At 60.5% G+C, this 23,324-nt stretch carries 19 protein-coding genes; 7 read left to right on the top strand and 12 right to left on the bottom strand.

The genetic code is table 11. From position 1 onward, the window contains the following. Positions 1–75: 75 nt before the first annotated feature. A complete protein-coding gene (locus V6943_RS06735; protein WP_340552957.1) occupies positions 76–2,517 on the top strand; it encodes a penicillin-binding protein 1A in 2,442 nt (813 codons plus the stop codon). 156 nt (positions 2,518–2,673) lie between these two features. Here the strand turns inward: V6943_RS06735 and V6943_RS06730 are convergent, their stop codons facing one another. From V6943_RS06730 to rpmE, 3 genes are all read right to left on the bottom strand, one after another. Then, complete coding sequence (locus V6943_RS06730) at positions 2,674–3,942, bottom strand: malic enzyme-like NAD(P)-binding protein (RefSeq protein WP_131651783.1); 1,269 nt, start codon at positions 3,940–3,942, stop codon at positions 2,674–2,676. A gap of 171 nt (positions 3,943–4,113) precedes the next feature. Continuing rightward, positions 4,114–4,908: a thermonuclease family protein gene (locus V6943_RS06725; RefSeq protein WP_197445226.1), complete on the bottom strand. Its 795-nt coding sequence runs from the start codon at positions 4,906–4,908 to the stop codon at positions 4,114–4,116. 23 nt (positions 4,909–4,931) lie between these two features. Beyond that, positions 4,932–5,144 carry a 50S ribosomal protein L31 gene (gene rpmE / locus V6943_RS06720; protein WP_131651781.1) on the bottom strand — a complete coding sequence of 71 codons (213 nt, stop codon included), beginning with the start codon at positions 5,142–5,144 and terminating at the stop codon, positions 4,932–4,934. 209 nt (positions 5,145–5,353) lie between these two features. Here rpmE and V6943_RS06715 point away from each other — a divergent pair, with 209 nt between their 5' ends. From V6943_RS06715 to V6943_RS06705, 3 genes are all read left to right on the top strand, one after another. Next, on the top strand, positions 5,354–7,576 hold the full coding sequence (locus tag V6943_RS06715) for a primosomal protein N' (RefSeq protein WP_340552956.1): 2,223 nt from the start codon (positions 5,354–5,356) through the stop codon (positions 7,574–7,576). Between the two features lie 140 nt (positions 7,577–7,716). Then, positions 7,717–9,456 carry an arginine--tRNA ligase gene (argS, locus tag V6943_RS06710; RefSeq protein ID WP_340552955.1) on the top strand — a complete coding sequence of 580 codons (1,740 nt, stop codon included), beginning with the start codon at positions 7,717–7,719 and terminating at the stop codon, positions 9,454–9,456. Then, positions 9,457–10,116 carry an SPOR domain-containing protein gene (locus V6943_RS06705; RefSeq protein ID WP_340552954.1) on the top strand — a complete coding sequence of 220 codons (660 nt, stop codon included), beginning with the start codon at positions 9,457–9,459 and terminating at the stop codon, positions 10,114–10,116. Positions 10,117–10,161: 45 nt separating this feature from the next. On the opposite strand, the gene V6943_RS06700 is transcribed toward V6943_RS06705, so the two are convergent. From V6943_RS06700 to trxA, 4 genes are all read right to left on the bottom strand, one after another. Continuing rightward, a complete protein-coding gene (locus tag V6943_RS06700; protein WP_340552953.1) occupies positions 10,162–11,133 on the bottom strand; it encodes a CDP-6-deoxy-delta-3,4-glucoseen reductase in 972 nt (323 codons plus the stop codon). 34 nt (positions 11,134–11,167) lie between these two features. Next, positions 11,168–12,634, bottom strand: coding sequence for a 4-hydroxy-3-polyprenylbenzoate decarboxylase (gene ubiD, locus V6943_RS06695; RefSeq protein WP_340552952.1), 1,467 nt, complete (start codon positions 12,632–12,634; stop codon positions 11,168–11,170). A gap of 123 nt (positions 12,635–12,757) precedes the next feature. After that, complete coding sequence (gene rho / locus V6943_RS06690; protein WP_131651775.1) at positions 12,758–14,017, bottom strand: transcription termination factor Rho; 1,260 nt, start codon at positions 14,015–14,017, stop codon at positions 12,758–12,760. Positions 14,018–14,250: 233 nt separating this feature from the next. Beyond that, on the bottom strand, positions 14,251–14,577 hold the full coding sequence (gene trxA, locus V6943_RS06685) for a thioredoxin TrxA (RefSeq protein ID WP_021207111.1): 327 nt from the start codon (positions 14,575–14,577) through the stop codon (positions 14,251–14,253). Between the two features lie 210 nt (positions 14,578–14,787). Here trxA and ppx point away from each other — a divergent pair, with 210 nt between their 5' ends. Then, positions 14,788–16,290, top strand: a complete 1,503-nt coding sequence (gene ppx, locus V6943_RS06680; RefSeq protein WP_131651774.1) for an exopolyphosphatase — start codon at positions 14,788–14,790, stop codon at positions 16,288–16,290. Between the two features lie 61 nt (positions 16,291–16,351). On the opposite strand, the gene ppk1 is transcribed toward ppx, so the two are convergent. Next, the gene (gene ppk1, locus V6943_RS06675) at positions 16,352–18,559 is read right to left on the bottom strand and encodes a polyphosphate kinase 1 (RefSeq protein ID WP_131651773.1); all 2,208 of its coding nucleotides are present in this window, start codon (positions 18,557–18,559) and stop codon (positions 16,352–16,354) included. A gap of 19 nt (positions 18,560–18,578) precedes the next feature. Next, the gene (hemB, locus tag V6943_RS06670; RefSeq protein WP_131651772.1) at positions 18,579–19,592 is read right to left on the bottom strand and encodes a porphobilinogen synthase; all 1,014 of its coding nucleotides are present in this window, start codon (positions 19,590–19,592) and stop codon (positions 18,579–18,581) included. A gap of 426 nt (positions 19,593–20,018) precedes the next feature. On the opposite strand from hemB, the gene elbB reads away from it, so the two are divergent. Then, complete coding sequence (elbB, locus tag V6943_RS06665; protein WP_131651771.1) at positions 20,019–20,681, top strand: isoprenoid biosynthesis glyoxalase ElbB; 663 nt, start codon at positions 20,019–20,021, stop codon at positions 20,679–20,681. Between the two features lie 152 nt (positions 20,682–20,833). Next, entirely contained in the window at positions 20,834–21,301 is a 468-nt protein-coding gene (locus V6943_RS06660) for a thioesterase family protein (protein ID WP_340552951.1), read from the top strand. 104 nt (positions 21,302–21,405) lie between these two features. Here V6943_RS06660 and V6943_RS06655 read toward each other — a convergent pair whose 3' ends face one another. From V6943_RS06655 to V6943_RS06645, 3 genes are read right to left on the bottom strand one after another with little or no spacing between them, the layout of a single operon-like run. Continuing rightward, the gene (locus V6943_RS06655) at positions 21,406–21,861 is read right to left on the bottom strand and encodes a YaiI/YqxD family protein (RefSeq protein WP_131651857.1); all 456 of its coding nucleotides are present in this window, start codon (positions 21,859–21,861) and stop codon (positions 21,406–21,408) included. A gap of 14 nt (positions 21,862–21,875) precedes the next feature. Continuing rightward, positions 21,876–22,508: a LysE family transporter gene (locus tag V6943_RS06650; protein ID WP_340552950.1), complete on the bottom strand. Its 633-nt coding sequence runs from the start codon at positions 22,506–22,508 to the stop codon at positions 21,876–21,878. 51 nt (positions 22,509–22,559) lie between these two features. After that, the gene (locus V6943_RS06645) at positions 22,560–23,321 is read right to left on the bottom strand and encodes a TerC family protein (protein ID WP_340552949.1); all 762 of its coding nucleotides are present in this window, start codon (positions 23,319–23,321) and stop codon (positions 22,560–22,562) included. Positions 23,322–23,324: the final 3 nt, after the last annotated feature.

The raw sequence follows: 23,324 nt of genomic DNA, 5'->3' as shown, positions 1-23,324 counted from the left end.
AATGTGAACGGTTTTTCCTTTCAGCATCGTCTGCGGCTTACACCTCATTCCCCACCCTGGATTCAAAGAACCCCGATGCGTTTTCTGAAGTTTTTCCTATGGTCGTGCCTGGCTATTTTCTGCGGGCTTTTGCTCAGTTTGAGTGGCGCTTTCCTGTATCTCAGCCCCAACTTGCCGTCGGTCGAATCGCTGCGCAGCATCCAGCTTCAGATACCGCTGCGCGTCTATAGCAATGACAACAAGCTGATCGCCGAGTATGGCGAAATGCGTCGCTCCCCTATCGACTTCGACGAAATACCCAAAGACTTTATCGCCGCGCTGTTGGCCGCCGAAGACGATAACTTCGCTAACCATTATGGCGTCGACGTGAAAAGCCTGATGCGCGCTGCCACGCAATTATTGAAAACCGGCCAGATTCAGACCGGCGGCAGCACCATTACCATGCAGGTCGCAAAAAATTACTTCCTGACCAGCGAGCGGAGCTTTTCGCGCAAGATCAACGAGATACTCCTTGCACTCCAGATTGAAAGAGAGCTGAGCAAGGACGAGATTCTCGAGCTGTACGTCAACAAAATCTATCTAGGCAATCGCGCCTATGGCATCGAGGCCGCAGCCCACGTCTACTATGGCAAATCAATGAGCGAGCTGAGTCTGGCGCAAATGGCCATGATCGCGGGCCTACCCAAGGCGCCATCGGCTTTCAATCCCCTGGCCAACGCTGAACGCGCCAAGGAGCGGCGTGACTGGATTCTGGGCCGGATGTATCGACTGGGAAGAATAGACGAGGCGCGCTACCAACAAGCACTGGCGGAAGTTGTCGACGCGTCCTATCACGGCTCCTCTCCCGAACTCAACGCCCCTTATATAGCCGAGATGGCGCGCGCTGAAATGGTGGGCCGCTTCGGCAGCGCAGCCTACACCGACGGTTTCCGCGTTTATACCACCACAACCAGCGAACGCCAGATTGCCGCCAATGAGGCTCTGACACGGGGCTTGATCGAATACGACCAGCGTCACGGCTATCGTGGTCCGGAGGCTCAGCTGGCAGGTACTGATCGTGAAGAATGGCTGAAAGAACTGGGCACTTATCGCAGCCAGTCCGGCCTGCTACCCGCTGTAGTCAGTGCGATTTCAAAAGACGCCATCAAGGTCATCCTTCGTGACGGCAGCGAGCGGAGCATCGGATGGGAGAGCATGAAGTGGGCCCGCCCGTTCATCAACAGCAACAGCCTTGGGCCGCAACCCAAAGCCCCATCGGATGTAGTCAACGTTGGGGACGTGATCCGCGTCAGCATCACGGGTGATGAAACGCTGTTCACCCAAGTGCCTCAAGTGCAGGGCGCCCTTGTATCTATCGACCCTATTGATGGCTCTATCGAAGCCTTGACCGGCGGCTTTTCCTTTGGCCAAAGCAATTACAACCGTGCCATCCAGGCCAAGCGCCAACCTGGATCCAGCTTCAAACCCTTCGTCTACAGCGCGGCACTGGATGCCGGATTTACCCCCGCAACCCTGGTAAACGACTCACCTATCGTCTTTGTCGAGGAAGGCCTCGATCGCGTTTGGCGCCCAAAGAATGACAACAACACGTTCCTAGGTCCGATACGCCTGCGCGAAGCCCTGTACAAGTCGCGCAATCTGGTTTCGATTCGCCTTCTGCAAACCCTGGGCATTCCCTACACGGTCGATTACATCAAGCGCTTTGGCTTCAAAGGCGAGGACCTGCCCCCGAACCTCTCGCTCGCACTTGGCACCGCAACCCTGACCCCCATGGAAGTAACCATCGGCTGGACCGCTTTCGCCAATGGTGGTTACAAGATCGAACCCTACCTGATCGAGCGGATCGAGGATCGAGACGGCAAGACCATATTCGAGGAAAATCCTGTGCGCGCGCCGCAACGCAGCGCCGCTCAAGTGGAAGATAGTGAAGCACAAGTGACCACTTACGCTCAGAGCGACGCCCCGCCGATGGGTACATCGGAGCTAGACACGCAGCAACCGCTGCATGCCGAGCAAATCATTGACGAGCGCACCGCGTACATCATGACCAGCATGCTGCAGGACGTTATCAAGCGCGGCACGGGCAGAAAGGCGCTGGCGATGGGACGTAGCGATATCGCCGGGAAGACCGGCACCACAAACGAGTCCAAGGACAGCTGGTTTTCCGGCTATAACGCGGATATCGTGACAACGGTCTGGGCCGGCTTCGATCAGCCACAAACGCTTGGTCGGCGGGAGTACGGAGGAACGGTGGCGCTGCCTATCTGGATCGATTACATGAGTTCGGTACTGGAAGGCACTCCCGAGCATGCACCTGCCGAGCCCGAAGGAATCCTGACACTGCGGATCGACCCGAAAAGCGGCCGCGCAGCTTCTCCGGGCACACCAGATGCCTATTTCGAAATCTTTCGAAGTGAAGACTCACCGCCCAACATGGATGACGAGATCATTCCTGGCTCCACGTTGCCCGGCAGTCCGCTACCTGCGTCCGAAGCCGCACCCATCGACCTGTTCTAACCCACCAGAACGGCTCAGCTGTGACAGCGACTGAGCTATTCAGATCTTTAAGGCAATTCTTCTCCATTAAAAAGCAGCGCCAAATAAAAACCCCGACCGAAGCCGGGGTTTTTTCATGCTGCAAGCCCCGCCAAAGCGGGGCCATGCCAGACCTAGTCAGACATTGAACACGTCGTCGACCGATTTGAGCGGATAGTTCGACGGGTACGGCAGGGTCGCCACGCCACTTTCGATCGCCGCCTTGGCCACCGCATCGGAAACGAGGGTAATCAAGCGTGGATCCATCGGCTTCGGAATGATGTATTCACGACCGAACTGCAGCTGCTCTACGCCATAAGCGGAGGCTACTTCAGCCGGAACCGGAAGTTTGGCCAAGTCTCGCAGCGCCAGCGCGGCGGCGATCTTCATTTCCTCGTTGATGCGCGACGCACGAACGTCCAATGCCCCACGGAAAATGAAAGGGAAACCCAGCACATTGTTGACCTGGTTCGGGTAATCCGAGCGCCCCGTCGCCATGATCACATCGGAACGTGTCGCGCGTGCCAGTTCCGGGCTGATCTCAGGATCCGGGTTCGAGCAAGCAAAGACTACCGGGTTCGCCGCCATGCGATTGAGTCCTTCAGCGCTCAGCAGGTTGGCGCCAGACAAACCAACGAAGACATCCGCGCCATCGAGCGCATCATCCAGCGTGCGCTTGTCGGTTTCGTGAGCAAATACAGCCTTGTACTGGTTTAGGTCGTCGCGGCCGGCATGGATGACACCCTTGCGATCGATCATGAAGATGTTCTCGATCTTCGCACCCATGCTCACCAGCAACTTCATGCAGGAAGTCGCCGCAGCGCCCGCACCGAGGCAGACAATCTTGGCCTGTTCCAGCGTTTTGCCGGCGATTTCCAGTGCGTTGAGCATGCCCGCCGCGGTAACGATGGCAGTACCGTGCTGGTCATCATGAAACACCGGGATGTCGCACTGCTCGATCAGCGCGCGCTCGATCTCGAAGCATTCCGGGGCCTTGATATCTTCCAGGTTGATGCCACCAAAGGTGATGGAGATGCGCTTGACCGTATCAATGAAGGCCTGCGGGCTTTCCGCATCGACTTCGATATCGAACACGTCGACGCCGGCGAAGCGCTTGAACAGGACACCCTTGCCTTCCATAACCGGCTTGGATGCCAACGGCCCAAGGTTGCCAAGGCCAAGAATCGCGGTGCCATCGGAAATCACAGCGACCAGATTGCCTTTACCGGTGTATCGGTAAGCCAGCTCCGGGTCACGGCCGATTTCTCGTACCGGCTCTGCTACGCCAGGGCTGTAGGCCAATGCCAGGTCCCGAGCGGTGGAAGTGGGCTTGGTCAACTCGACGCTCAGCTTTCCCGGACGGGGCTTGGCGTGGTATTCGAGCGCGGCTGTTTTCAGGTCAGTCATGGGGCATTTCCGCTTGTTTTTTCTGGGACAGACAGGCCGCCGAGCATACGCCAAGACTGATCGCCGTCACAACCCAATGGAAAAAGCTGACTGTCAAGTGCTCGCTCTACGACCTTCAGATGACAGGCGAGCAACGATCCCCATACCCTCCTGCACCGCGCGAAAAACGCGTCAGGGCAGCGGAGCGAGCATCGATGGATGGCTTATTCTCAGCAACCAGCGCGCCTGCTGCGACAAATTCGCGCGCCCCTTGCGATCGACCACCCAACCCCTTGCCTCGATCTCTTTGCCGGGCAGGTCTTTCAATGAATCGTCAAACCCCGCAACGGCATCGCGCGGAATCTGCAGGACCAATGGGCCGTCCAGTTCCAGCCAGACGCCACCCCGATTCATCTCCAGCCGATCGACACGTGCCCGGACCAGCGCAAAACCGCCATGGCGTAAACGCTCCGTCGAGATTACCGGAGATCGGCGCCATACCCCCTCGCCAGCGGAGCGGGCCTGACGCTCTACAGCTCGGTGGCAATCGGCCAACAAGCTATTGGGCGCGATAGCCACAAAGAAACCCAGCCCTTCGGCAAGCAGCACAGCTTCCAGGTTCTCGCCGCGATCGTTGAAGGCATGGGCCAGAAGACGGCCGTAGTGATCCCGAGCCTGTTGACCGAGGCGCAGATCCAACCGCCCACCGCTGGCTTTCACCAATGCCTGCAGTCGCTGCCGGGCCGCATCCGCGAAAGGCTCCGCACTGCGTCCCTTGCGGCCCATCTCGGGCGCATTCACGCCAATGAGGCGCACGTTGCGCCCATCGGCCAGGCGCAACGTATCGCCATCGATGACCGCCGCCACCTTTACGCGTGACAGCGGACCACTGACGGGACAGAACGCCTGCGCCTGCAGGCTGAAAATGGCACAAACGAAAAAGGCGCCCACCAGGGACGCCTTTTTCAGTTGCTCGGAAAACCTAATGGGATTTCCGTCGCAGCGACAGCTTACTTGGCGCCGAACACACCGAAACGCTGCTTGAAGCGGTCGATACGGCCGCCGGTATCCAGCACTTTCTGCTTGCCGGTGTAGAACGGATGGCACTCGGAGCAGACGTCGATGCTCAGATCTTTGCCCAGCGTGGAGCGAGTCTTGATAACGTTGCCGCAGCTGCAAGTGGCGTCGATTTCAACGTAATTAGGATGGATATCGGCTTTCATGGAAAAATCCTCTAGGACTTGTGCCGCCACCCGACCCTATGTCGAGTACCGCACGGAAGGGCGCGAATGATACCAGAGCCCGATATCGATGCAAGGACAGCTGATCGCCTCATATAGTGCCGATGCGGCCACCCGCCCCGCTCAAGGCATCGCGACACTTCATCGCACCGTATCGTTTAAGATCGGCATTCGTCGCTAAGGACTACCGCGTGCCCCAACCCATACTCCGTCTCGCGCTTCCCTCACCGCTGCGCAGGCTCTTCGACTACCTTCCACCCGCTAGCGTCCCGCCCACCTCGCTGCAGCCAGGCATGCGGCTGCGCGTGCCGTTCGGGCGGCGTGAAATCGTAGGGGTTCTGGTCGAGGTCGTTGATCATAGCGCGGTCCCCGAAGCAAAGCTCAAACCGGCGCTGGAGCTGCTCGATACACGCTCCCCGCTCCCGCCCGCTCTGTTCAGATTGTGTCTGTGGACTGCCCAGTATTATCAGCACAGCTTGGGCGACACCTTCAGTTGGGCACTGCCGGTTCTATTGCGCCAGGGCGAACCCGCCGAGGCAAGACAGGAGCGCTTCTGGCATGTCACCGACGGGGCGCGGCCCGAAGACCCTCGCCTCAGCCGAGCTCCGCGTCAGCGCGAGGCGTTGAGAACCATCGCCCAACATCCCCACGGCGTGGCCCACTCATTACTCACCCAGTTGGAACTGAGCAAGGACAGCCTGGATCTGCTGCTGCAAAAGGGTTTGTTACGCATCGAGACCCGCCGTAGTCATCAGGTTCAGCGCCATCAGGGCAGCTGGCTGCTACAGCCTGAACTGCCGCTGAATCAGGAACAACGCGCCGCGTTCGAAGCCATTCGCGCCGGTCTGAATGGGTTCCAGGTATCTCTGCTGGCGGGCGTCACCGGCAGCGGCAAGACCGAGGTCTATCTGCAGCTGATCCACCAGGTGCTCAAAGCCGGCAAGCAGGCCTTGGTGCTGATCCCCGAAATCAACCTCGGCCCGCAAACCCTGGCCCGCTTTGAGAAGCGCTTCAACGCCCGCATCGCCCTACTGCACTCCAACGTCAACGACCGTGAGCGCCTGGATGCCTGGCTGGCGGCACGGGACGGCGAGGCGGACATCATCATCGGCACCCGCTCAGCGCTGTTCACCCCCATGAAAAGCCCCGGGCTGATCATTCTCGACGAGGAGCATGACGCCTCGTATAAACAGCAGGAAGGCCTGCGCTACCACGCCCGTGATCTGGCAATCGTCAGAGCACGCCAGGAGAATCTGCCGGTTCTGCTGGGGTCGGCCACACCCTCACTGGAAAGCCTGCACAATGCCCACAGCGGCCGCTACGCCCTGCTAAAGCTGACCCAGCGCGCTGGCGATGCGCAGGCGCCGCGCTTTCTGCGCCTGGATGTGAAAAGTCGGCCGCTGGACTCGGGCATCTCCGGTCCGCTGCAGCAGGCCATGGCCCAGACACTCGCTGCCGGGCAACAGGTTCTGGTATTCCTGAACCGCCGCGGCTTCGCCCCATCGCTGCTTTGTCACGATTGCGGCTGGCTCAGCCAATGCCCGCGCTGCGACGCCAGAATGACCCTGCATCAGCGTCACAACGAGCTGCGCTGCCACCACTGCGGCCACACCGAGCGCCCGCCGCGCAGCTGCCCGGATTGCACCAGCGTGGATCTACGCCCCGTTGGTACCGGCACCGAGCGCGCCGAAGAACGATTGGGCATCATCTTCCCGGACTACCCGGTGCTGCGCATCGATCGCGACAGCACTTCACGCAAGGGCTCGATGGAGCAGCTGCTGGCCACCATCAACCGTGGCGAACCTTGCCTGCTGGTCGGCACCCAGATGCTTGCCAAGGGTCATCATTTTCCTCGAGTCACGCTGGTCGCCATCCTCGACGCCGATGGCGGGCTGTTCTCGGCTGACTTCCGTGCCAGCGAGCGCATGGCCCAGCTGATCGTGCAGGTAGCCGGTCGCGCGGGCCGCGCCGAAGAGCCCGGCAAAGTCATCATTCAGACACACCTTGCCGATCACCCGCTGCTGGTCCAGCTCACCGAACAAGGCTATTTCGCCTTTGCCGATCAGGCGTTGAGCGAGCGCCGTGCCGCCGGCCTGCCGCCATTTAGCCATCTGGCTCTGCTGCGTGCCGAGGCGACGAAGTCCGGTCAGGCCGAAGAATTCCTCGATCACGCCTGCCATGAGGCCGAACAGCTCATGGCGCAGCTCGGCCTCAGCGGTATCGAACTGCTGGGACCGGTGCCTGCACCGATGGAACGCCGCGCGGGACGCTTCCGCGCCCAGCTGTTGCTGCAAGCCAATGCCCGCGCGCCTCTGCACAAGCTAATGAGCGCCTGGCTGCCAATGGTCGAGCAACTTCCGTCCAGTCGCGCGGTGCGCTGGTCGCTCGATATCGATCCGATCGATTTGTTCTAACCCAAGCTGCTTCTTCCATCGTCCAGCCTGAATCACTTGTTCCGCTTTTGGCTTCCGCTTGCAGCTGGTGGCTTGTCGCTTGCCGCTGCTCTTATAATGCGCAGTTTTCGACCAAAGCCTCCGGGCCGACCGAGCAAACGATGAAAGACAGCATTCGCCACCTGATCCAGCAAGCCCTTAACCGCCTCACCGCTGAAGGGGTGCTGCCTGAAGGATTGAGTCCAACCATCCAGGTGGAAAACACCCGCGACAAGACTCATGGCGACTTCGCCAGCAACATTGCCATGATGCTGGCCAAACCTGCCGGGATGAAGCCCCGCGACCTCGCTCAGAAGCTCATCGAGTCGTTGCCAGCGGACCCCAGCGTTAGCAAGGTTGAGATCGCCGGCCCGGGCTTTCTCAACTTCTTTCAGAACAGCGCCGCGCTCGCTCAACGTCTTGACGCGGCGCTTGGCGACCCGCATCTCTGCGTCAGCAAGGCAAGTCCAAAGCAGCGAGTCGTGGTTGACCTGTCGTCGCCGAACCTGGCCAAGGAAATGCACGTCGGCCACCTGCGCTCGACCATCATCGGCGATGCGGTGGCGCGCGTACTGGAGTTTCTCGGTGACGAGGTGATCCGGCAGAACCACGTCGGCGACTGGGGTACGCAGTTCGGCATGTTGCTCGCCTATCTAGAGGAAAACCCCGCCGCCGCCGAAACAGAGCTGTCCGACCTGGAACAGTTCTATCGCGCCGCGAAACAGCGCTTCGATGATTCTGCCGCGTTCGCTGATCGAGCCCGCGAACTGGTAGTGAAGCTGCAGGCCGGCGACGCCGACTGCCTGCACCTGTGGAATCGCTTCAACGAGATTTCCCTGTCGCACTGCCAGAAGGTCTACGACCGACTGAACGTCAAGCTCACCCCCGATGACGTAAAAGGCGAAAGCGCCTACAACGCCGAATTGGGCGATATCGTCGAGGCATTGAAAGCCAAGGGGCTATTGAGCGAAAGCAACGGCGCCCAGTGCGTGTTTCTCGATGAATTCAAGAACGCGGAGGGCAACCCGCTCCCGGTCATTGTGCAGAAGGCCGGCGGCGGCTACCTCTATGCCACCACCGATCTGGCGTCCATGCGCTACCGCAGCCAGCAATTGAAAGCCGATCGCGCCCTGTACTTCGTCGATCAACGCCAGGCCTTGCACTTCCAGATGGCCTTCGAAGTCGCGCGCCTTGCCGGCTTCGTCAGCAGCGACATGCAGCTCGAACACATGGGTTTCGGCACCATGAACGGTGCCGACGGCCGCCCATTCAAGACCCGCGACGGTGGCACCGTGAAGTTGGTCGACCTGCTCGACGAAGCCGAACAGCGCGCCTACAGCCTGGTGAAGGGCAAGAACCCGGATCTGGACGAGACAGAGCTCCGCCAGATCGCTCGTGCCGTCGGTATCGGCGCCGTAAAATATGCGGACCTGTCCAAGCACCGCACCAGCGATTACAGCTTCAACTTCGAACAGATGCTCAGCTTCGAAGGCAACACCGCGCCCTATCTTCTCTATGCCTACACCCGCGTAGCCAGCGTGTTCCGCAAGCTTGGGACCGGAATGGACGGGCTCACCGGCGAGATACAGCTGCAAGCCGAACAGGAACAGGCGCTGGGCGCGAAGCTTGCCCAGTTCGCAGAAGTCCTGAATGGTGTCGGCGAGAAGGGCGTCCCGCATTTGTTATGCAGCTACCTGTACGATCTGGCCGGGTTGTTTTCGAGCTTCTACGAACACTGCCCGATACTCACCGCCGATAGCGACACTGTGAAGCAGAGTCGCCTGCGCCTGGCCGCGCTGACCGGCAAGACCCTCAAGCAAGGCCTGGAATTGCTCGGCCTGGAAACCCTGGAGCGGATGTAAGTGGCAACCAGGAAAAAACCCACCCCCAAGCGCGGGGCGAGCCGCTATCAGGCGCCCGCCAAAAAACCCGTACCCGGCTGGGTCTGGCTGGTTTGTGGTTTGGCCATCGGCGGTTTCATCATGTTCTTGATGAACCTCGAACCCGGCCGAGACGAGATCAAGCGCACCACGGACACACCCAAGCCTAAGGAGCAACCGAAGCGCTCCACGCAGGCACATGAGCAACCGGTAAAGCCCAAGTACGACTTCTATACGTTGCTGCCTGAGTCCGAAGTGATTCTGCCGCCGGAAGCGCCGAAGCCCGAACCGCCCAAGCCAGTGACGCCCGAAGAAGCCGCCAAGATCGACACGGCGCGGGCGGAAGCTGCGCTGAATGGCCAGGTACCGCCGCCCCCACCGCTGGTGGCCAAGGCGCCGGTTACCCAGTTCTTCCTGCAGGCCGGCTCGTTCCGCAAGCAGCAGGAAGCAGAAAGGGTCAGGGCTCAGATCATCCTGTTAGGCCAGGATGTGCGTGTCGAGAACGTCACCGTTCGCGACGAGGACTGGTACCGCGTCCTGGTCGGCCCCTTCGCCAACCGGGAACAGCTTGGCCAGGCGCAGAAGACGCTTTCTGCAAGCGGCTACAACAATCTGCTGCTTCAGCAACGCCAGGCACGCTGAACCAAGGCGTCGCCCGAGACACACAAGAGCCGCGAAATAGCGGCTCTAGCCTTCCCGCGGCGCGTAAGCGAAGACATCGGCGCGCATCTGCGTCGCGTCCATCCCCGCCTCTACCAGCGCATCCAGCGTGCCGTAGATCATTGCCGGCGAGCCGCTGGCATAGACATGCACCGACTTGAGATCGCTGAAGTCTTCGCATACCGCTTCGTGCAGCATGCCGCAACGCCCCTGCCAGCCACAGACGTCGCTGACCACTTGGTGGAGAAACAGATTGGGCATCTGCCGCCACTCATCCCAGTGGGGTAGCTGATAGAAATCTTCCGGACGGCGCACGCCCCAGTACAGATGCACCGGATGGGCGAAGCCCTCGGCCCGGCAATGTTCGATCAGGCTGTGCATCTGCGCCATGCCGGTTCCGGCCGCGATCAGCACCAGCGGGCCATTCGGGAGTTCGGCGAGATGCGTGTCGCCGAACGGCATCTGCACGCTGACCATCCCTTGGCGCCTGATGAAATCAAGCAAACTGATCGTCGACGGCTCACGTGCCAGCACGTGCAATTCCAGTTCACGTCCACTCCCCGGCGCAGACGCCAGGGAAAAGGCGCTGAATTCACCGTCTTCGCGCTTCAGCAGCAAGTACTGTCCGGCGTGATAGCGCGGCGGCTTGCCTGCAGGCGCGCGGAGCAGCAGCCGAAACACGTCGCCGCCCACGTCTTGGCAACTGATCAACTGGCAGCTGAACGTCCGTACCGGCAGCTCGCCTGGGGCAAGCACGCCGTCCCATAGCAGGACGCAATCCTCTTCAGGCTCGGCCAGGCAGGCGAAAACCTCGCCATGATCCTGACTTACACCACGCTGGCGCACCCGACCATTGACCAGCAAGGCCGCGCAGACCAGACAGTTACCGTTGCGACAGGCCTGCGGGCAGTCGTAGCCCAGGCGCCGGGCAGCGTCGAGTATCAGCTCGCCCCGCTGGACTTCAAGCACGGCACCAGAGGGTTGTAGCGTAACTTTCATCTATGCAAAAACCTGAAATAACGGCTACGGGTCATCAGTCGATGCCCAGCTCAGCCCAGAGTTCGTCGACCCGGCGTTTGACCGCCTCATCCTGAACGATGGCGCGACCCCACTCGCGGCTGGTCTCACCCGGCCACTTGTGCGTGGCGTCGAGCCCCATCTTGCTGCCGAGGCCGGATACCGGAGAGGCAAAATCAAGGTAATCGATGGGCGTGTTCTCGATCATCACCGTATCGCGCTTCGGGTCCATCCGTGTGGTAATCGCCCAGATCACGTCGTTCCAGTCGCGGGCATTGATGTCGTCGTCGGTAACGATCACGAACTTGGTGTACATGAATTGGCGCAGGAAGCTCCACACGCCGAGCATCACCCGCTTGGCATGGCCGGGGTACTGCTTCTTCATGGTCACCACCGCCATGCGGTAGGAACACCCTTCGGGCGGCAGGTAGAAATCGGTGATTTCCGGGAACTGCTTCTGCAGAATCGGCACAAAGACTTCGTTGAGCGCCACGCCAAGGATCGCCGGCTCGTCCGGCGGGCGGCCGGTGTAGGTGCTGTGGTAGATCGCATCGCGACGCTTGGTGATGCGCTCGACGGTGAATACGGGGAAGCGATCCACTTCGTTGTAATAGCCGGTGTGGTCGCCGTAGGGCCCTTCGTCGGCCATCTCGCCGGGATAGATGTGCCCTTCGAGAATGATTTCGGCACCGGCCGGGACCTGCAGATCGCTGCCGCGGCATTTCACCAGCTCGGTGCGGCTGCCGCGCAACAGGCCGGCAAAGGCGTATTCGGAGAGCGAATCGGGTACCGGCGTGACGGCGCCGAGAATGGTGGCCGGGTCTGCGCCAAGTGCCACCGCGACCGGGTAGGGTCGATCGGGATATTTCTCGCACCACTCACGGTAATCCAGCGCACCACCGCGATGGCTGAGCCAGCGCATGATGACCTTGTTGCGGCCAATCACCTGCTGACGATAGATACCCAGATTCTGCCGATCCTTGTTCGGTCCCTTGGTGATGGTCAGGCCCCAGGTAATCAGCGGCGCGGCATCGCCCGGCCAACAGGTCTGTACCGGCAGCGCGGACAAATCGACGTCCTCGCCTTCTATCACCACTTCCTGGCAGGGCGCATCCTTGAGCACCTTGGGCGCCATGCTGATGACCTTCTTATAGATCGGCAGCTTGCTCCAGGCATCCTTGAGGCCTTTCGGCGGCTCCGGCTCTTTGAGAAAGGCCAGCAGCTTGCCGATCTCACGGAGTTCCGAGACTTCCTCGGCGCCCATACCGAGCGCGACGCGTTTGGGCGTGCCGAACAGGTTGCCCAGCACCGGCATGTCGAAGCCGGTCGGATTTTCGAAAAGCAACGCCGGGCCCTGCTTACGCAGAGTGCGGTCACATACTTCAGTCATTTCCAGAACGGGAGAGACGGCGGCCGAAACGCGCTTGAGTTCGCCGCGCTGTTCCAAGCCACTGATAAAGTCGCGCAAATCGCGATACTGCATGCTTGAGCCTCGCATGGGCCGGCAAGTGTCGAGGCGCAGAGTTTAGCCTTGGCGCGGCCGATTCCAAAACCTGCAGACAGACAAAGGCCGGGTTTCCCCGGCCTCGGTGGCACGACCAGACGCTTACTTGCGCTTCATCGACATGAAGAATTCATCGTTGGTCTTGGTGTCCTTGAGCTTGTCCAGCAGGAACTCGATGGCGGCGCTTTCATCCATCGGGTGCAGCAGCTTGCGCAGAATCCAGATGCGCTGCAGCTCCTCTTCGCTGGTCAGCAACTCTTCGCGACGAGTGCCCGAGCGGTTGATGTTGATGGCAGGGAACACACGTTTCTCGGCGATGCGGCGGTCCAGCTGCAGCTCGAGGTTACCGGTGCCCTTGAATTCCTCGTAGATCACCTCGTCCATCTTCGAGCCGGTTTCCACCAGCGCGGTGGCGAGAATCGTCAGGCTGCCGCCTTCCTCGATGTTGCGCGCGGCGCCGAAGAAGCGCTTGGGCTTTTCCAGCGCATGGGCGTCGACACCACCGGTCAACACCTTGCCAGAGCTTGGGATAACAGTGTTGTAGGCGCGCGCCAGACGGGTGATGGAATCGAGCAGGATGACCACATCCTTTTTGTGCTCGACCAGGCGCTTGGCCTTCTCGATCACCATTTCGGCGACCTGCACGTGGCGAGTCGGCGGCTCGTCGAAGGTGGACGCGACCACTTCGCCGCGCACGGTGCGCTGCATTTCGGTCACTTCCTCCGGGCGCTCGTCGATCAACAAGACGATCAGGTGGCACTCGGGGTTATTGCGGGTGATGTTGCTGGCGATGTTCTGCAGCATGATCGTCTTGCCCGCTTTCGGCGGAGCGACGATCAGGCCACGCTGACCCTTGCCGATCGGTGCGCAGAGGTCGATCACCCGGCCGGTCAGGTCTTCGGTGGAGCCGTTTCCGGCTTCCATCGTCAGCCGCTTGTTGGCGAACAGCGGCGTCAGGTTCTCGAACAGGATTTTGCTCTTGGCGTTTTCCGGCCGGTCGAAATTGATCGTATCGACTTTGAGCAGCGCGAAATAACGCTCGCCTTCTTTAGGCGGACGAATCTTGCCGACAATGGTGTCGCCGGTGCGCAGGTTGAAGCGGCGGATCTGGCTCGGCGAGACATAGATGTCGTCAGGGCCGGCGAGGTATGACGAATCCGCGGAGCGCAGGAAGCCGAAGCCATCCTGGAGAATCTCCAGCACGCCATCACCGGAGATTTCCTCGCCGCTTTTCGCGTGCTTTTTCAGCAGAGAGAAAATCACGTCCTGCTTACGCGAACGGGCCATGTTGTCGATGCCCATCTGTTCGGCCATTTCCAGCAGTTCGGTGATGGGCTTTTGCTTAAGTTCGGTCAGATTCATAGAAAGAGATCAGGAAGGATGAAGAAAGCGATTAGCTTTAGAAGCCGCGCAGCAGGATACGAACAGATTCGTTGTGCTTTATGAGGCTGAAGTGCGTCGGCGACGGCATGCAGAGGGCGACGGAAGAAGCGTCGCGGGGCCGAATTTAGCACCGCGCAGACGAAGCGTCCACCCTGCCGCAAGAAAAAAGCCCCCGCATTTGCGGGGGCTTTGGATAGCGGCGCTTCTCTAACTCAGATGTTGCTGTCGAGAAACGCAGCCAGCTGCGACTTCGACAAAGCGCCAACCTTGGTGGCTTCGACGTTGCCGTTCTTGAACAGCATCAGTGTCGGAATGCCGCGAACGCCATACTTCGGCGGGGTTTCCTGATTCTCGTCGATGTTCAGCTTGCAGACCTTGAGCTTGCCCTCGTAATCCTTGGCGATCTCATCGAGTACCGGAGCGATCATCTTGCATGGACCACACCACTCGGCCCAGTAATCGACCAGCACAGGGCCATCTGCCTGGAGCACGTCCTGCTCGAAACTGCTGTCGCTGACATTGTTGATGTATTCGCTCATGGATGTTCTCCAGGGTCAAAACTGAAAGTGACGCCATCATAGCCCGGCTTGATGCGGACCGAAAGTCGCAGCCTGTTACTTGGTCAATCGGGGCACGGCGACGAATTACAAGCCCTGTGGCCGATAATCGGGCCCTACGTGAAGGCGCTGCGCGTTGGCGGATGCCGATGATCATGTCAGGATGTCGGGGTTTTGCACAGAGACCGCGCCATGCCCCCACCAGCCGCCGAACCCTCTCCACTGATCGCCGCCCTCGATCTCGGATCCAACAGCTTCCACATGGTGCTGGCCCGCATCAGCAACGGCGAAATGCGCATCCTTGAGCGGCTCGGTGAAAAGGTTCAATTGGCCGCCGGCATCGATGAGAACCGAATGCTCGACGATGCCGCCATGCAGCGCGGCCTCGATTGTCTGCGCCGCTTCGCGCAACTGGTCAATCATCTGCCTCAAGGCTCGGTGCGTGTGGTAGGCACCAACGCCCTGCGCGAAGCTCGCAATCGAGCGCTGTTCATCCGCCAGGCCGAGACGATCATCAATCATCAGGTCGAAGTGATTTCCGGCCGGGAAGAAGCGCGACTGATCTATCTCGGGGTGTCGCACACCTTCCCGACGGCGCCCGGCAAGCGGCTGGTCATCGATATCGGCGGCGGCAGTACCGAGTTCATCATCGGCGAGGGTTTCGATTCGCTTCTGCGCGAGAGCCTGCAGATGGGTTGCGTGAGCTTCACCCAGCGTTTCTTCCGTGACGGCAAGATCACCGCTGCGCGCTATGCCCAAGCCTACACGGCGGCACGACTTGAGCTGATGAGCATCGAGCATGGTCTGCGCCGGCTCGGCTGGCAGGATACGGTCGGCGCGTCCGGCACCATTCGCGCCATCGGTCTGGCGATCAAAGGCGCGGGGTTGAGCAATGGCCAGGTGACCAGCGAAGGACTGGGGTGGCTCAAGCGCAAGCTGTTCAAGCTGGGCGATGTAGACAGGATCGACATGGACGGCATCAAGCCGGATCGTCGCAGCATTTTTCCCGCAGGCCTGGCCATCCTTGAAGCGGCGTTCGATGCGCTGGAACTCAGCAGCATGGCGCATTCCGAGGGCGCGCTACGCGAAGGCGTGCTCTACGACCTCATCGGCCGCCATCATCAGGAAGACATCCGCAGCCGCACCCTGAGCTTTCTCATGGAGCGCTATCACGTCGACAACGAGCAGGCGGCGCGGGTTGAAAGCAAAGCTCTGGAGGCGCTCGACCAGGTGTCGGCCGATTGGGAGCTAGTCGAGGACTGGCACCGTGAGCTGCTGACTTGGGCTGCTCGGGTGCACGAAGTGGGCCTTGATATCGCGCACTACCATTACCACAAACACGGCGCCTACCTGATCGAGCACTCTGATCTTCCGGGTTTCTCACGTCAGGATCAGCAAATGCTCGCGCTACTGGTGCGCGGGCATCGTCGCAACATACCGAGGCAAAAGTTCGAAGAGCTGAGTGAGGACGGCGTGAAGCTGACCCGCCTCTGCGTGCTATTGCGGTTCGCCATCCTGTTCCACCACATCCGCGGGCCGCAGCAGGCACCGGCGTTCACGCTCAAGGCTGACGACAACAGCCTCGACGTGGCCTTTCCCAGCGGCTGGCTGGAAAACAATCCGTTGACCCAGGCCGATTTCGCCTTGGAAGCGGAATGGCTGAAGCGCATTGATTTCACCTTGACGGTACGCTGAGCGCGCGCCCGATCACGCGGGCGCGCAGCTCAAGCGTCGGCGATCTCACGCACCGGGCGCGTCAGCGCGCGCTCGGGCTACCCAGGCGCTCCAGCAGAGCGCTCTGCACGTTACGCGGGTTCTGGTTGCCACTCGGACTGTTACGCACGTAGCTGCCATCGGGCTGCAGCACCCAGCTCTGGGTATTGTCGGTCAGAAATCCTTCCAGTTCTTTTTTCACCCTCGTGATCAGCTTCTTACCTTCGACGGGGAAGCAGGTCTCGACGCGACGGTCCAGATTGCGTTCCATCCAGTCGGCGCTGGACAGGTAGAGTTTCTCGTCGCCACCGTTGAGGAAGTAAAAGACCCGACTGTGTTCGAGGAAGCGTCCGATGATCGAGCGCACCTGGATGTTGTGCGAGACGCCCAGAATCCCCGGGCGCAAGCAGCACATGCCACGCACGATCAGGTCGATGCGCACGCCCGTCTGGCTAGCCTTGTACAACGCACGGATCATCTTCGGATCGGTCAACGAGTTGACCTTGAGAATGATGTGCGCCGGCTTGCCTTCGCTGGCGTGCTGGGTTTCCTGCGTGATCATGTCAAGCAACGATTTCTTCAGCGTGAACGGCGCGTGCAGGAGCTTTTTCATGCGCATCGTCTTGCCCATGCCGATCAGCTGGCTGAACAGTTTGGAGACGTCTTCGCAAAGCGCATCGTCCGAGGTCAGCAGGCTGTAATCGGTGTACAACCGCGCGTTGCCAGCGTGATAGTTGCCGGTCCCTAGATGAGCGTAGCGGCGCAGTTCGCCGTTTTCGCGGCGCAGGATCAGCATCATCTTGGCGTGGGTCTTGTAACCAACCACGCCGTAGATGACGACCGCGCCGGCCTGCTGCAGGCGGCTGGCCAGCTGCAGGTTGGATTCCTCGTCGAACCGTGCACGCAACTCGATCACCGCAGTGACTTCCTTGCCATTGCGCGCCGCCTCGACCAGCGCATCGACGATCTCCGAGTTGGCGCCGGAGCGATAGAGCGTTTGCTTGACCGCCAGCACGCAAGGGTCCTTGGCCGCCTCGCGCAACAGGTCGATGACCGGCGTGAAGGATTCGTACGGGTGCAACAGCAGGATGTCCTGCTTGCCGACGACGTTGAAGATGTTTTCGCTGTTCTGCAGAAGTTTTGGAATCGCCGGAGTGAAGGGCATGTATTGCAGCTGCGGATGGCTATCCAGCCCTGTGATGCTGAACAGTCGGGTCAGGTTGACCGGCCCGTTCACTCGATACAGTTCGCTCTCGCTGAGGCTGAATTGCTTGAGCAGGAAATTGGCCAGGTGAGGTGGGCAGGTATCGGCTACCTCCAGACGCACCGCATCGCCGTAGCGTCGGGACATCAGCTCGCCGCGCAACGCCCTCGCGAGGTCCTCGACATCCTCGGTATCGACCGAAAGGTCGGCGTTGCGCGTCAGGCGGAACTGATAGCAGCCCTTAACCTTCATGCCGTGGAATAGATCGTCCGCGTGCGCGTGGATCATCGACGAAAGGAATACATGATTGGCGCCCGCCCCACCCACCTCTTCCGGTACGCGGATCACTCGCGGCAACAGTCGCGGCGCCGGAATGATCGCCAGTCCCGAGTCCCGACCAAAGGCGTCGATGCCTTCAAGTTCGACGATGAAGTTGAGACTTTTGTTGACCAGCAAGGGAAACGGATGCGTCGGGTCCAACCCGATCGGGGTGATGATCGGCGCGATTTCGTCACGGAAATAACGACGCACCCAAGTTTTGATCTTGACCGTCCAGTGACGGCGACGAATGAAGCGCACCTGGTGCTCGGCCAGCTCCGGCAGCAGCACTTCGTTGAGGATCGAATACTGCCGGCTGACCTGTTCGTGGACTAGCTCGGAAATCCGCGCCAGCGCCTGATGCGGCTGCAGCCCGTCGGCGCCGGCCTGTTCGCGGGCATAGGTAACCTGCTTCTTCAGCCCGGCGACGCGAATCTCGAAGAATTCGTCGAGGTTGCTGGAAAAGATCAGCAGGAACTTCAACCGTTCCAGCAACGGATTGGACTCATCCAGCGCCTGCTCCAGCACGCGGATATTGAATTGCAGCTGCGACAACTCACGATGGATATAGAGGCTGTTGTCGTCCAGGTTGGGCGCTGGCTGCGGTGCCGGTACGGGCGCCTCCTCCTGCGTCTCCACCTCGGGAACTGGCGCAGCCAGCTCCTCTAGGGGTTGCGCCTCGTTGTTGGCAAGCTGCAATTCGCTTTCGCTGAGTCCCTGGTTGGTCATGGGTCTGCCTCGAAGGGGCTCAGTGCCCCTGTTTCAATTGTTGTGCGGCCTGTTTGGCGAAGTAGGTGAGGATGCCATCGGCGCCGGCACGTTTGAAGGCGGTCAGCGACTCCAGAATCACCGCCTCGCTCAACCAACCGTTCTGGATGGCGGCCTTATGCATCGCGTATTCGCCACTGACCTGATAGACGAACGTCGGCACGCGGAAGGCATCCTTGACCCGCCAGAGAATGTCGAGATAGGGCATGCCCGGCTTGACCATGACCATGTCGGCACCCTCGGAGAGATCGGCGCCCACTTCGTGCAGCGCCTCGTCACTGTTGGCCGGGTCCATCTGATAGGTGTTCTTGCTTCCCTTGCCGAGATTACCGGCCGACCCCACCGCATCGCGGAACGGGCCATAGTAGGCGCTGGCATATTTGGCCGAGTAGGCCATGATGCGCACGTTGTGATGCTCGGCCACTTCGAGCGCCTCGCGGATGGCCTGGATGCGCCCATCCATCATGTCTGACGGCGCCAACACCTGGGCGCCGGCCTCGGCATGGGAGAGCGCCTGGCGGACCAGCGCATCGACCGTCACATCGTTCTGCACATAGCCCTGCTCATCCAGAATGCCGTCCTGGCCATGGGTGGTGAACGGGTCGAGCGCAACGTCGGTGATGATGCCCAGCTCCGGGAACCGCTCACGCAGTGCGCGCGTGGCGCGCTGGGCGATGCCGTCCGGATTCCAGGCTTCGGCCGCGTCCAGGGATTTCTTCTCCAGTGGCGTGACCGGAAACAGCGCCAGCGCCGGAATGCCCAGCGCCACCAATTCCTCTGCCTCTTCGAGCAACAGATCAATGGACAGACGCTCAACGCCGGGCATCGAAGGCACCTGCTCGCGGCGATTTTCGCCATCGAGGACGAACACAGGCAGAATCAGGTCGTCCACGCTCAGCTTATGTTCGCGCACCAGCCGCCGGGAAAAATCGTCACGACGGTTACGACGCAGGCGAGTAGCGGGAAACAATCGATTGGCAGGAACGAAACTCACAGCGAACTCCTGGCCCGCAGAACGGGCGAATATGACGTTTATAGGCCGACTTCGTGACCGATTGATGACAGCGCCGTTAAACGACGCCGCGCGTTGCCCTCATTGTCGCCAGCCGAAGCAGGCACTGCCAGTGCTTTGATCGGGCAACCGTCTGGCTGAAAGCCTGCGCGCAAGCCCCGGCTTCGACTGAACACCAGTCCTGGCGAGGAATCCAACAGTACAACCGGCTGCCGTTGAAGCTCGTGTAAAAACTGGCGAATGAGTTTTGCATGCGGTCTGTCAGCAAAATGCGCCGCCAGAACTGAACCGCTAGCTTTTAATTCAGGCCACCGGGTACGGGCTTACCTTTGAACCCCGCCAGGGATTAGCATCGAAGACTTTCGCCCGGCGTCTTCCGGGCCGCTGAATCTGACCAGGAGTATCCCTATGAACAAAAAAGTCGCCGTGATCCTTTCCGGCTGTGGCGTCTACGACGGTTCGGAAATCTACGAGAGCGTGATCACCTTGTTGCGCCTGGACCAACGCGGCGCAACGGTTCGCTGCTTCGCGCCGAACATCGCGCAGATGCATGTGATCAACCATCTGACCGGCGACGAGATGCCGGAGAGCCGCAACGTACTGATCGAATCCGCCCGCCTGGCTCGCGGCGAAATCAGCGATCTGCGCGAGTTGAATGTGGACGAGTTCGATGCGCTGATCATGCCCGGCGGCTTTGGCGCGGCAAAGAACCTCTCCGATTTCGCCACTCAGGGCGCCGCCAGCAAGGTCCTCCCGGATGTGCTGTCAGCGGCTCAGGCGTTTGCGAAAGCCGGCAAGCCGGTTGGCATGATGTGCATCGCACCCACCATGGCGGCACAGATCTTCGGCGCTGGCGTAGTCTGCACGCTGGGCAATGACGACGATCCCGCCGCAAGCGCAGCGCGCGAAATGGGCATCGAGCACCAAGCCTGCGAGGTCACCGAACTCGTCGAGGATTCCAGGCACAATCTGGTGACGACCCCCGCCTACATGCTCGCGCAATCAATCAGCGAAGCGGCGTCGGGCATCTACAAACTAGTCGACCGAGTGCTGGAGCTCACCCACAAGTAAGCACCAGGCTCACCCCCCTCATCCCGAGCTCAGGCTCGGGATTTTCGTTCGGCCTATGGCTATACAGCCAATCGTACCGGCGCTCCCGCCGCCCCCCTGTTCATTCCTGCCTCGCTACGGCAGTTTTGGCCGATCTGACAGAGGCCGAACTCATGCCCCACACACCCGACACCATCGAAGAGCAGCAACAAGCCGTGCGCCAGCTCTTCGAGCGCATTCCGTTCAACGAGCATCTGGGTATCGAACTGGAGGAAGTGACGCACCAGCGCGTGGTGATGCATCTGCCGATGAAGAATGAACTGGTCGGCAATTTTTTCCATGGCATCCTGCATGGCGGCGTGATCGCTTCTCTGCTCGACGTGGCCGGTGGTGCGATGGCCATGATCGGCGCATTCGAAAAGCACCAGCATCTGACCACCGAGGAACGCGCCCTCCGCCTTTCACGGCTCGGCACCATCGATCTGCGAATCGACTATCTACGACCGGGACGAGGCCAGCGCTTCAGCGCCAGCGCGACGCTGCTGCGCTCCGGCAACAAGGTGGCCGTGGTTCGCTCCGAGTTGCACAACGAGGAAGGCGTATTGGTCGCCGTGGGCACCGGCACTTATCTTTGCGGCTGAGAAGCTGGACGCGTTTGGTTTACGGCCAGACCCATCAAGCTTTTTCTTCGAGCTAATAGCGTCAGGCTGCTCCTCCACGTCCAGCCGTCAAGCCTTCGGCACCGTTATCGGCTTTTCATCAACTGCGTGAGCAACCGGTCCAGCGCGTTGGCAAAAGCCTGACGATCCCGCTCGCCATAAGCAGCCTGACCACCCCCGACCTGCCCTTGCTCACGCAGGTCAGTGAACAGGTTGCGCACGGCCAGACGATCGCCCATGTTGCGCTCGTCGAACTCGCGACCACGCGGATCGAGGGCCGCCACGCCTTTCTTGACTAGGCGATCGGCCAGCGGTACATCGCTGCAGATTACCAATTCGCCCGGCTGCGCATGCTCGACCAGATAATCGTCCGCGGCGTCCGGGCCGCTCGGAACCACGATCAGGCGAATACAGGCGAAGGCCGGCTTGATCTGGCTCTGCCCCGCTACCAGCAAGACGTCGAACTTACGCTTGAGCGCGAACTTGATCAGCTGCTCTTTGGCTGCCTTGGGACAGGCATCGGCATCGACCCACACCCGCAAAAGTTTGGCGACTGTCACACCACGGCCCGCCGCACTGTCGCCAGCAATGCCGCCGCGCCGGCGAACATGGCGGCAAAGCTGCGATTGACCAGACGCTGCTGACGCGGCGTACGCAACAAGCGCAGCACCTTCGCCGCCAGACCGGTGTAACCCGCCATGACGATCAGATCGACCACCACCATGGTCGCGGCCATGTGCAGGTACTGCATCACCAAATCGCGCTGCGGATCGAGAAATTGTGGCAGCACGGCCAGGATGAACACGATGGCCTTGGGATTGCTGGCATTGACCAGAAAACCCCGGAGCACCAGCGTCAGCGGTCGCCCGATGGGCCGTGGCGCCGCGCTGTCATCGAGCATTTCCGGCAGCGCCTGCCACTGCTTCAGCGCGAGCCACAGCAGATAGGCGACACCAAACCATTTGATCAGGCTGAAGGCCAGCGATGAGGTCGCCAACACCGCGCCGACACCGGCCGCCACCACTGCGATCTGCAACACCAAGGCGATCTGCAAACCAATGGCGTTCCAGTAGCCGCGCCAAAAGCCGTACTGCAAACCGCAGGACATCGAGGCGATAGCTCCGGCGCCCGGTGACAGGCTGATGACCCAACAGGCTGCGAAGTATGCAAGCCAGCTTTCGAACGTCATGATTTGAGCCTCAGGCAACGGCTGCACCTGAATGCAGCCGGTTGTTCATCCTCAGTCCGGCATGTCCTTGCCAAGCTTGACCGGGTCTTTCAGCTTGCGATTCATTGCCTTGCGCATCCGGATATTGAGCGCTTCGACCGTCAGCGAGAATGCCATGGCGAAGTACACGTAGCCCTTGGGCACGTGAGCGCCGAAGGCTTCGGCGATCAGCAGGGTGCCGACCACGATCAGGAACGACAATGCGAGAATCTTCAGAGTCGGATGCTTTTCGATGAAGTCGCTGATGGTGCTGGCAGACAGCATCATCACACCGACGGCGATGACGATCGCGGCGATCATCACCTGCACGTTGTCCACCAGACCCACCGCCGTAATCACCGAGTCCAGCGAGAAGACGATATCGATTACCGCGATCTGTAGAATGATGCCGACGAATCCAGCCTTGACCGCACCGCCGGTAGTGCCTTCCTGTCCTTCTTCGCCTTCGACGCTGTGCCAGATTTCCATGGTGCTCTTGAACAACAGGAACAGACCACCGAAGAACAGAATCAGGTCGCGCCCGGACACGCCATGCCCAAAGATCGTGAACAGATCGTTGGTCAGGCGCATGACCCAAGTGATCGACAGCAGCAGCAGGATCCGCGTCCCCATGGCCAGGGCCAGCCCGAAGAAGCGAGCCTTGGGCTGCTGCTCCTTCGGCAGGCGGCCGACCAGAATGGAGATGAAGATGATGTTGTCGATGCCGAGGACGATTTCCAGGGCGGTCAGGGTCAGAAACGCGACCCAGATTTCGGGGCTGCTAAGCCATTCCATAGG

This window comes from Pseudomonas sp. CBC3, from assembly GCF_037967085.1.
GTDB lineage: Bacteria > Pseudomonadota > Gammaproteobacteria > Pseudomonadales > Pseudomonadaceae > Stutzerimonas.
Note: the sequence above shows the minus strand (reverse complement) of the source record. Positions and strands in the feature narration are given on the sequence as shown.

Coding starts and splice junctions, on each gene's coding strand:
- trxA (WP_021207111.1), bottom strand. CDS start 14,577: ATGAGCGAATACATCAACAATGTCAGCGACAGCAGTTTCGAGCAGGAC.
- ppx (WP_131651774.1), top strand. CDS start 14,788: ATGCCCCCACCAGCCGCCGAACCCTCTCCACTGATCGCCGCCCTCGAT.
- rpmE (WP_131651781.1), bottom strand. CDS start 5,144: ATGAAAGCCGATATCCATCCTAATTACGTTGAAATCGACGCCACTTGC.
- ubiD (WP_340552952.1), bottom strand. CDS start 12,634: ATGCAGTATCGCGATTTGCGCGACTTTATCAGTGGCTTGGAACAGCGC.
- elbB (WP_131651771.1), top strand. CDS start 20,019: ATGAACAAAAAAGTCGCCGTGATCCTTTCCGGCTGTGGCGTCTACGAC.
- V6943_RS06650 (WP_340552950.1), bottom strand. CDS start 22,508: ATGACGTTCGAAAGCTGGCTTGCATACTTCGCAGCCTGTTGGGTCATC.
- rho (WP_131651775.1), bottom strand. CDS start 14,017: ATGAATCTGACCGAACTTAAGCAAAAGCCCATCACCGAACTGCTGGAA.
- V6943_RS06660 (WP_340552951.1), top strand. CDS start 20,834: ATGCCCCACACACCCGACACCATCGAAGAGCAGCAACAAGCCGTGCGC.
- V6943_RS06730 (WP_131651783.1), bottom strand. CDS start 3,942: ATGACTGACCTGAAAACAGCCGCGCTCGAATACCACGCCAAGCCCCGT.
- ppk1 (WP_131651773.1), bottom strand. CDS start 18,559: ATGACCAACCAGGGACTCAGCGAAAGCGAATTGCAGCTTGCCAACAAC.
- V6943_RS06735 (WP_340552957.1), top strand. CDS start 76: ATGCGTTTTCTGAAGTTTTTCCTATGGTCGTGCCTGGCTATTTTCTGC.
- V6943_RS06645 (WP_340552949.1), bottom strand. CDS start 23,321: ATGGAATGGCTTAGCAGCCCCGAAATCTGGGTCGCGTTTCTGACCCTG.
- argS (WP_340552955.1), top strand. CDS start 7,717: ATGAAAGACAGCATTCGCCACCTGATCCAGCAAGCCCTTAACCGCCTC.
- V6943_RS06700 (WP_340552953.1), bottom strand. CDS start 11,133: ATGAAAGTTACGCTACAACCCTCTGGTGCCGTGCTTGAAGTCCAGCGG.